This window comes from Nitrosomonas sp., assembly GCF_043753625.1.
GTDB lineage: Bacteria > Pseudomonadota > Gammaproteobacteria > Burkholderiales > Nitrosomonadaceae > Nitrosomonas.
In genome coordinates this window covers 1-8,757 of sequence record NZ_JAYUWI010000154.1, presented here as the reverse complement: position 1 = coordinate 8,757, position 8,757 = coordinate 1, and the positions used below count along the sequence as shown (strand labels likewise).

Here is an 8,757-nt window from a genome sequence, read left to right as displayed (position 1 = left end):
ATCTCAACGAATTCACGTTTCGATTCAACCGCCGTTTCTACCCTTTCAACGCATTCCGTTCCCTGCTTGGCATTGCTGGTGATGTCACTGCGCCGACCTATGCTGAACTTTATACAAAATAATCACGGCCCACTACTACATCTAGCTACCTTGGGAGTTAACCGGATAAGCACGCAACGAACTTATCTTTGAATTGGAGCACGTAGTCAATGATCTACTTTCCATCATTAAGGCCAATGATCATCTTCACTGGCAAGCGCTGTTGCAAGCGGTAAGCAATAGCAATTCCACAGAAAAATAGCAAAAGCTTAGTTACTGGCCGGTGCTGATCGATAAAGTACGACACTTTGCACACAAAAAAACTAGACTTGCTACCTAAAGATTTCATAAAAAATTGGGAAACTATTTGTCATGAAAAAGCAGCCTCATTTTTTCCCGGCATTACATTTGCACTGGTTGACGCGCTGGTACGATCCGGTGATGCAGCGCTTGTTTCCCGAATCAGGAATCAAGGCGGCATTGATTGCACAGGCCCATATCCAGCCTGGACAGATTGTGTTGGATGTGGGTTGCGGTACCGGCACGCTGACGTTGCTGATCAAACAAACCGAACCGGGTGCTATAGTCTATGGACTCGATGTCGATCCCCAAGTGTTGGATATTGCGCGAAGGAAGGCCGAGAAAACAGGGGAAGCCATCATCTTGCAACAGGGTACGGCAACTTGTCTGCCCTACCCGGATGGAAGTTTCGACCGTGTATTCTCCAGTCTGATGCTGCATCATCTGACGCGGCAAGATAAACAGCAAATGCTCAGAGAAGCTTTCCGCGTATTGAAGCCTGGTGGCGAGCTGCATATCGCGGATTTCTGCAAGCCGCACGATTTTGTTATGTGGTTAATCTCTTTGATGATGCGCTGGTTTGAAGAAATTCACGCTCACATTCTGGGGCGCTTACCGGTTTTTATGATGGATGCAGGGTTTCATCCGGTAGAGGAGACTGCTCATTCTCGTACCTTGGTCGGCACGATTGCTTTATATCGTGCCTGTAAGCCGGTAAAAAATGATCGACCCTGCTTTGTGAAATAATCTGAATCTGGCTTTTAGAGGCAGGGTTTTACAAAAATTCCCTGCCGCTCAATCCTATGACTCGAGATCTTTGAAGGGATGGGGCTTAGCAACACCAAATCCTTGCGCATAATCGACACCAATTTCCTGTAGCTTCACAATGATGTCATCTGATTCAACTAATTCGGCTATTGTCTTGATTTCTGCCTTGTGCGCAAGTTGATTGATGGTTTTTACTTTATCGAGATCTTCCTCATCACGAAGGATATTGCATACTAAACTGCCATCAATTTTCAGGAAATCGACTTTCATTTTGTCGAGAAGATTTAACGATTCTGGGTTGCCGCTAAAGCTGCATAGCGAAACCAAGCAGCCCAGTTCTCGAATTTTCTGCGTAAAAATAAGTGTATCGGCTGTATTGGTTTCTGCGTCTGATACTTCAACCTCAAAGCAAAGATTGGTAGCCGGGGCTTTTATTTTTTGTAATTGATCTTGAATAAAGCCAGGAAAGGTCCGGTCACTTAACGTATCTTTAGCGACATTAATATAAAATACAGAGTTTGATTTTGGGTGAGCTGCTAACCACTGGGCGATGTGATTGATTATCCACCGATCCAATTTTGGCATCATTTTAAATTGATCGACAAGGGGTAGGAATGAGCCAGGTGGCATCAAGTTATTTTCTTCCTCATGCATGCGAATGAGAATCTCATAATGTGAAACTGACGTGATAGATGATTTGATGGGGGTTATTTCCTGGCAATAAAGATTAAATTCTCCCCCTTCAATTGCTTGAGTAATGCGTGCAGCTGTAATTCCTAATTTGGATGTTTGAGTGCTCGGTGGCAAATTCGTATTGTCTTTAGTCGGTATTTTGTTGGTTTTTTCTGGTTCTGGTTTAATTGGGGTATCTAACTTCTTTTTGGAAGAGTCACGGTTTTTTTCTTGCGCCCGAGGGGTGTGTAACGTGTAGAAGCCGACAGTCTTTCCCTTGCTATCAAGATGAGGAAGATATTGCTCCGTAAAAATATAAGGGAAGCCCTTGGTCGACTTAAGAACACGTTCGTTATGTACGGTTTTTCCGGCTAGTATTTCTTCGATACTATTTTGAATATCAGAAAAAAACTCTTCATGTGAGAATTCTTTTAAAGGTCGACCATCTATTTGATCTGGCTTTAATCCAAACCATCGGCGAAATATTCTATTATGGTAACGGCAACGAAGATCACCATTAAAATAAGCCAGCATGACAGGCAGGTTTTCATCAACAAACTGTGATTTTATTTTGCTTTCAGAAGCTGTTTTCTCAGCCCACAGCCGGTGTTTAATCTCATTCCCGAGTCTTTCCTTGCTAGCTTGGAGTTGATCGGAAAAGTTTTTGATATTTTTTTCCGAACCCGCTACTTGGATCATTGCGATTAGTATTGCAAAGACCAAGGAAAACCATAGCGCTGCGAGAAAGTGTGATGGGATTTCATTGATAATATAGGTGTCAGCTATCAGAACGATTGCAAGTATTAACGCAATGCAAATTGCGAGATAAGGTTTAACGTTATTAAGGAGAGAGATTTTTTGCACGATGTTTCCTTATTCTTGCTAGTGTGTTTTTATATGGGCGGGAAGTGGTTTAGTTATTCGCCAGAATTTCCATAAATCAGAGCGTGTTATCTCAAAACGCTGAGATGAAGTTTCGTTAAGCGCTGTGATAGTCAATTGGTTGATTTTTCCTTTCTTAAGTGCCGCATATACAGGTAAAAACCAATTATGTTCTATGTTCACGAGCGTTTCACGCCAGCCATAAGCATTCCTATATTTGGCCTTTCCGTGCAAGGCATCCAATATCACAAGATGATTCCCGGATCTTTGGGTTTGGAGCCATTCCTGCGCATCGGCAGGTAACTTTGAATGGTTTGTGTTACTGGCTAATGCCAATGCGCGTGGTAGGTCATCATCACCCCATACATGCGTATAAGGAGATTGTGTTGATTGCGGCATATTTCCTCCTCCCCAGAACCAAACGCTATTAATGGTCAATTCACCACGAGATTCGCGAGCTTGATTAATGGAGTGTTCATAAAGCAGCATCTGAATCTCATTAAAAATTCGATGCCATGCGATACTTTCAGCGCCTGACGGCAAAAAACTATTAATGTTCTTGCATGTGACATGACTGAGTGTATGCGTGAAGATCTCCGGTACTTTCTGGGTTCGGATATACCAACGGTCAGGATGTAATGGGAAGAAAGAGAAACTCTGGTTGCACAGATTGTGATTAAGGTCCTGCACTATTTGCTCAGCTTCTTCTATAGAAATTTTGAAAGCTTGGCTATCAGCTAACATGATATGGTTTTGTTCGATACGTAGGTGGACAGGATCGGCACGCATCCAGAAATCTTTACTTGTTTTTGCCAAAGCAGGGGCATCGGTGTGTAGCATGAGCGGTGCAATAGGCCAGTCATTTTGCTGTTTTTCTACATTGAACTCCTCACATAGCCATGCTTCTATTTCTTGTGGAGGGCTCATCGTGGCGACACTTTTTGATAACAGTACTTCTAAAGAAGGCGCTGATAGATCATGATAGATTTCTGTTTGTAAGATATCAGGCCAGAATAGATTGGGAATGAGAAGGTTTAGATTCATCGTGAGGGCCGGGTTGGTGTTGCGTGATTCTGGAAATTGAGTGAAATGCCATTTATCCGAAGTAGCGATTTACATTAAGCAGCAACGGGTTTTCCAGTCGCGTGGAAAGGCGTCGTGTTTACACGTATAATAGTCGAAACACAGAATTTTATTTTAGTTTGAGAAAATTTATCTTGCAATGAAGAAGGGAAGTCACAATATTCTCATCCAATGAGGTTTAGCTGACCAGGATATATTTATTAATTGCATTTGTATTCGAGCACTTGGAGATGTCATGTATCAGCATATAAGAATACCTAGTGATGGAGAAAGGATTCAGGTTAATGATGATAATTCGTTAAATGTGCCTGATAATCCAATAATTCCTTTTATTGAAGGTGATGGTATTGGTGTTGATATTACTCCGGTAATGCAGAGAGTCGTCGATTCAGCGGTTAAGAAAGCGTATGGCGGGCAACGCAAAATTTCGTGGATGGAAGTCTACGCGGGCGAGAAATCAACACGAGTTTATGGACCTGATGTGTGGTTGCCGGAAGAGACTTTGCAAGCCGCTAAGGAGTTTGTGGTTTCCATTAAAGGTCCGCTGACAACACCGGTTGGTGGTGGTATACGCTCGATTAATGTTGCGCTTCGTCAATTGCTGGATTTATACATTTGCTTACGGCCAGTACGTTATTTTAGTGGTGTACCTAGCCCAGTGAAGAATCCGGAAAAGACAGACATGGTTATTTTCAGAGAAAATTCTGAAGATATCTATGCGGGTATAGAATGGGAAGCAGAATCAGAGTCCGCCAAGAAGGTAATTGATTTCCTGATTAAGGATATGGGGGTGACCAGTATACGTTTTCCTCAGACTTCTGGGATTGGCATCAAACCTGTTTCGAAAGAGGGGACAGAACGTCTTGTCCGGAAGGCAATTCAGTATGCTATTGATAATAAGTGTCAATCGGTTACTTTAGTGCATAAAGGCAATATTATGAAGTTTACTGAGGGCGCATTCAAGAAGTGGGGCTATGCTTTGGCTGCTAAAGAATTTGGAGCAGAATTGCTGGATGGGGGGCCGTGGATGAAATTGCCGTTAGAAAAAGGCGGGATTATTATTAAAGATGTGATTGCGGATGCTTTCTTGCAGCAAATCTTGTTACGTCCAGAAGAGTATGATGTGGTAGCTACTCTGAATTTAAATGGTGATTATATTTCTGATGCATTGGCTGCGCAGGTAGGTGGAATTGGGATTGCGCCAGGAGCAAACCTTAGCGATTCTATCGCCATCTTTGAGGCAACACACGGCACAGCACCTAAATATGCGGGAAAAGATCAAGTAAATCCTGGTTCAATCATATTATCAGCGGAAATGATGTTGCGGCATTTAGGTTGGGTAGAGGCAGCCGATTTGATTATCAAAGCGATGGAAAAAACTATTCAGAACAAAATAGTTACCTACGATTTTGCGCGACAAATGACTGATGCCAGGCAAGTTTCTTCTTCGGATTTTGGTGTCGCAATGATCGAGAGTATGTGAGTTTGAAACGATGATGGTGTGGGAGCGGAATTGCTGTTTGCTTGCTCCTAGCGCGTGGGAAGAGTATAAAAATGGGAACAATAAATAAAAACCCCCTTGTCATACGAACAAAGGGGTAATCTACTTGGGATTTATTCTTCTTACTTTATTTATTGTTATATTGTTATTGTCAAATAAAGAGGTCTAAGCCAGTATTTTTACGAAAGTTAAGCGGATTGGATATTGGAGGCTTGTTTTCCCTTCGGTCCTTGAGTGACATCAAAACTCACTTTTTGGCCTTCTTTAAGAGTTTTAAATCCAGACATATTGATTGCTGAGAAGTGTGCAAACAAATCTTCGCTGCCATCGTCAGGAGTGATAAAACCAAAACCTTTGGAATCGTTGAACCATTTTACTGTACCTGTTGCCATTTCTACTTCCTATATAAAAACTGGGCCGGAAACCCTAACACTATTTGAATTTCAAGACCATTGACGGATAAAACCGGTGCCGCAGAGAGCTTGAAGCCAAACGCCATTTTAAATTTTACGCAAATATATGGTTAAAGTCAAGCCGTTACAACATATTTGTGTGCAAGAACTGGGTAATTGTCTCAAGATACTTGAAAATTTTGTCGTAATCGTCAAAGATGTCGATAACGAAGTATTTAGTACAATATATTTTTATAGAAAGAATGAGTAGGGAAAACAGTTATGACGGAGAGTAACCCAGAAGCCGTTATGCTTGTACAGGAAAAAATTGAACGAAAACCTCCTTCCATGTACATAATTTTATTATTGAATGATGATTTTACACCTATGGAATTTGTGATCGAGGTGTTAAAAATATTTTTTTCCATGAATCAAGAACAGGCAACGCGAACAATGTTAGAGGTGCATATGCAGGGGGCTGGTGTGTGTGGTATATACCCAAGCGATATTGCAAGTACAAAAGTGAGTCAGGTGGTTGAATTTGCTAGAAAAAATCAGCACCCGCTTAGGTGTATAATGGAGAAAAACTGAAATGATTGCGCCGGATTTAGAAGTTAGTTTACATATGGCGTTTGTAGAGTCCAGACAAAAACGCTATGAATTCATTACAGTAGAGCACTTGCTGTTGGCAATGTTGGATAATGCAAGTGCCGCTGAAGTATTAAGTGCTTGCTTGGTAGAGATTGAAGGTTTGCGATCAGTATTAGCGGACCATATTACACGCCATACACCGGTGATTAATGGTAAAGAAGAAGTTGATACGCAACCTACAATAGGTTTTCAGCGCGTTATTCAAAGAGCGATATTGCATGTGCAATCATCTGGAAAGAAAGAAGTGACAGGCGCCAATGTTTTGGTATCGATTTTTGGTGAGAAAGATTCACATGCCGTTTATTTCTTACACCAGAGAGGGGTGACGCGTTTGGATGTGGTGAATTACATCTCACATAATATTCGGAAAGTGCCGCACGAGAGTGATGCAAAAGCCGGGAATGAAGGGGATAGTGAACACGAATCCAATTCGAGCGGAGGCATGCTTGAGAATTATACGGTAAATCTCAATCACCTGGCGCTAATTAATAAAATAGATCCCTTGGTGGGGCGTGATAAGGAGATTGAGCGAGTTATACAAACGTTGTGCCGACGCCGTAAAAATAATCCTTTATTAGTTGGTGAGGCGGGCGTAGGAAAAACTGCAATTGCAGAGGGCTTGGCAAAACGTATTGTTGAAGAAGATGTGCCTGATTTACTTTTGAAGCATCAAATTTATTCGCTTGATATGGGCGCTTTATTGGCGGGCACCAAATATCGCGGAGATTTTGAACAACGCTTGAAGACATTGTTGAAACAATTAACTGATAATCCAACGGCTATCTTGTTTATAGACGAAATCCATACACTTATTGGTGCTGGTGCTGCTTCAGGTGGCGTTCTGGATGCATCTAATCTGTTGAAGCCGGTTTTAAGTACTGGGCAGCTACGATGTATCGGCGCCACAACTTTTAGGGAGTACCGCGGGATCTTTGAAAAAGATCATGCACTATCAAGGCGTTTCCAGCAGATAGAAGTTAACGAACCCAGTGTGGATGAAACGGTAGCTATTTTACGAGGTTTGAAATCTCGTTATGAACAGCACCATAAGGTTAAATATACTGTCGGTGCATTAGTTTCTGCAGCAGAGCTATCGGAACGTTATATTAATGATAGGCATTTACCGGATAAAGCAATTGATGTGCTTGATGAAGCTGGTGCTGCGCAACGCATATTGCCAAAATCGAAGAAACGGAAAGTGATCGGTAAGAGTGAGATTGAGAATGTGGTAGCCAAGATTGCGCGAATTCCTCCACAAAATATTTCTACGGATGACCGCAATAAATTGAAAACGTTGGGTCGCGATATGAAGGCTGTTGTTTTTGGGCAGGACAATGCAATTAATGCACTGACTGCAGCCATCAAAATGGCGAGAAGTGGATTAGGTAATCCGCGGAAACCCGTGGGCTCTTTTCTTTTCTCAGGGCCAACAGGGGTCGGGAAAACCGAGGTGGCAAGGCAATTAGCCTATGCGCTTGGTATTCACTTGCATCGCTTCGATATGTCGGAATATATGGAACGTCATGCAGTCTCCCGTCTGATTGGAGCACCACCAGGGTACGTGGGTTATGATCAAGGGGGACTGTTGACAGAGATAGTGATTAAACATCCCTATTCAGTTCTATTATTGGATGAAATCGAAAAAGCGCATACAGATATTTTCAATATTTTATTGCAGGTCATGGATTATGGAACGCTGACAGACAATAATGGGCGTAAAGCAGATTTCCGCAATATTATCATTATTATGACTACCAATGCAGGCGCTGAATCCCTTGCTAAATCTTCGATGGGATTTACAAAATCAAAATTTGCAGGGGATGAATTAGTTGATATCAAAAAACTATTTACTCCTGAGTTTCGTAATCGGCTAGATGCGATCATTTCATTTGCTTCTTTAGATCAGGAAATTATTTTGCGAGTAACCGATAGATTTCTAATTCAACTTGAAACACAACTTCACGAAAAGAAAGTGGAAGTAACGTTTACGGAACAATTACGTAAGTATCTTGCAAAACATGGTTTTGATCCGCTCATGGGTGCCCGGCCGATGGAGCGGCTTATCCAAGATACGATTCGTAGTGCATTGGCTGATGAATTATTGTTCGGGCGCCTAGTCAGTGGCGGTAAAGTAACTGTTGATATTGATAGTAATGAGAAGGTAAAGCTTCTCTTTGAAGAAGAAGCTGCAATCATTTAACCGATAGCTGAGGCGCATATAGAAAAACTGTGGTGCGCGCATCGGTGCAGATGCGTTCGGTAGGCAAGAAGCGCCACTTGGAATTTCCAAGTTCTTTTACTATGACAAAGATTAGTCCCGCAATTTTTTACAACTACTCCGTTTGGAATGGATCGGGCGGCACTTAATATGGTTCTGTCGCATTAAGCGAGATCATCGATACCTTCGTGTAGACTGTCGACATCGAAAAAATGGTGAGGCTACATGCTGGTTGTAAAAGGAATGCGATT

General features: G+C 42.1%; 7 protein-coding genes and 1 pseudogene. 5 read left to right on the top strand and 3 right to left on the bottom strand.

Translation table 11 applies throughout. The features are described from left to right. Positions 1 to 122, top strand: a pseudogene (locus ACH10T_RS12795) (IS1595 family transposase); the annotation flags it as partial. A 289-nt stretch (positions 123 to 411) separates the two neighbouring features. Continuing rightward, on the top strand, positions 412 to 1,086 hold the full coding sequence (locus ACH10T_RS12790; RefSeq protein ID WP_394809647.1) for a class I SAM-dependent methyltransferase: 675 nt from the start codon (positions 412 to 414) through the stop codon (positions 1,084 to 1,086). Between the two features lie 54 nt (positions 1,087 to 1,140). Here the strand turns inward: ACH10T_RS12790 and ACH10T_RS12785 are convergent, their stop codons facing one another. Both ACH10T_RS12785 and ACH10T_RS12780 read right to left on the bottom strand, forming a co-directional pair. Continuing rightward, positions 1,141 to 2,313 (bottom strand): EAL domain-containing protein, encoded by a 1,173-nt coding sequence (locus ACH10T_RS12785; protein ID WP_394809646.1) that lies wholly within the window; start codon positions 2,311 to 2,313, stop codon positions 1,141 to 1,143. Positions 2,314 to 2,661: 348 nt separating this feature from the next. Then, a complete protein-coding gene (locus ACH10T_RS12780) occupies positions 2,662 to 3,705 on the bottom strand; it encodes a phosphoglycerate mutase (protein WP_394809645.1) in 1,044 nt (347 codons plus the stop codon). Between the two features lie 274 nt (positions 3,706 to 3,979). Here ACH10T_RS12780 and icd point away from each other — a divergent pair, with 274 nt between their 5' ends. Further along, the gene (gene icd, locus ACH10T_RS12775) at positions 3,980 to 5,227 is read left to right on the top strand and encodes an NADP-dependent isocitrate dehydrogenase (protein WP_394809644.1); all 1,248 of its coding nucleotides are present in this window, start codon (positions 3,980 to 3,982) and stop codon (positions 5,225 to 5,227) included. A 206-nt stretch (positions 5,228 to 5,433) separates the two neighbouring features. Here the strand turns inward: icd and ACH10T_RS12770 are convergent, their stop codons facing one another. Further along, a complete protein-coding gene (locus tag ACH10T_RS12770; protein ID WP_013964362.1) occupies positions 5,434 to 5,637 on the bottom strand; it encodes a cold-shock protein in 204 nt (67 codons plus the stop codon). A 282-nt stretch (positions 5,638 to 5,919) separates the two neighbouring features. Here ACH10T_RS12770 and clpS point away from each other — a divergent pair, with 282 nt between their 5' ends. Together clpS and clpA are read left to right on the top strand one after the other, a co-directional pair. After that, entirely contained in the window at positions 5,920 to 6,228 is a 309-nt protein-coding gene (gene clpS / locus ACH10T_RS12765; protein ID WP_394809643.1) for an ATP-dependent Clp protease adapter ClpS, read from the top strand. Between the two features lies 1 nt (position 6,229). After that, complete coding sequence (gene clpA, locus ACH10T_RS12760; RefSeq protein ID WP_394809642.1) at positions 6,230 to 8,488, top strand: ATP-dependent Clp protease ATP-binding subunit ClpA; 2,259 nt, start codon at positions 6,230 to 6,232, stop codon at positions 8,486 to 8,488. The last annotated feature ends 269 nt before the right edge of the window (positions 8,489 to 8,757 follow it).

Coding starts and splice junctions, on each gene's coding strand:
- icd (WP_394809644.1), top strand. CDS start 3,980: ATGTATCAGCATATAAGAATACCTAGTGATGGAGAAAGGATTCAGGTT.
- ACH10T_RS12780 (WP_394809645.1), bottom strand. CDS start 3,705: ATGAATCTAAACCTTCTCATTCCCAATCTATTCTGGCCTGATATCTTA.
- ACH10T_RS12770 (WP_013964362.1), bottom strand. CDS start 5,637: ATGGCAACAGGTACAGTAAAATGGTTCAACGATTCCAAAGGTTTTGGT.
- ACH10T_RS12785 (WP_394809646.1), bottom strand. CDS start 2,313: ATGCTGGCTTATTTTAATGGTGATCTTCGTTGCCGTTACCATAATAGA.
- clpA (WP_394809642.1), top strand. CDS start 6,230: ATGATTGCGCCGGATTTAGAAGTTAGTTTACATATGGCGTTTGTAGAG.
- ACH10T_RS12790 (WP_394809647.1), top strand. CDS start 412: ATGAAAAAGCAGCCTCATTTTTTCCCGGCATTACATTTGCACTGGTTG.
- clpS (WP_394809643.1), top strand. CDS start 5,920: ATGACGGAGAGTAACCCAGAAGCCGTTATGCTTGTACAGGAAAAAATT.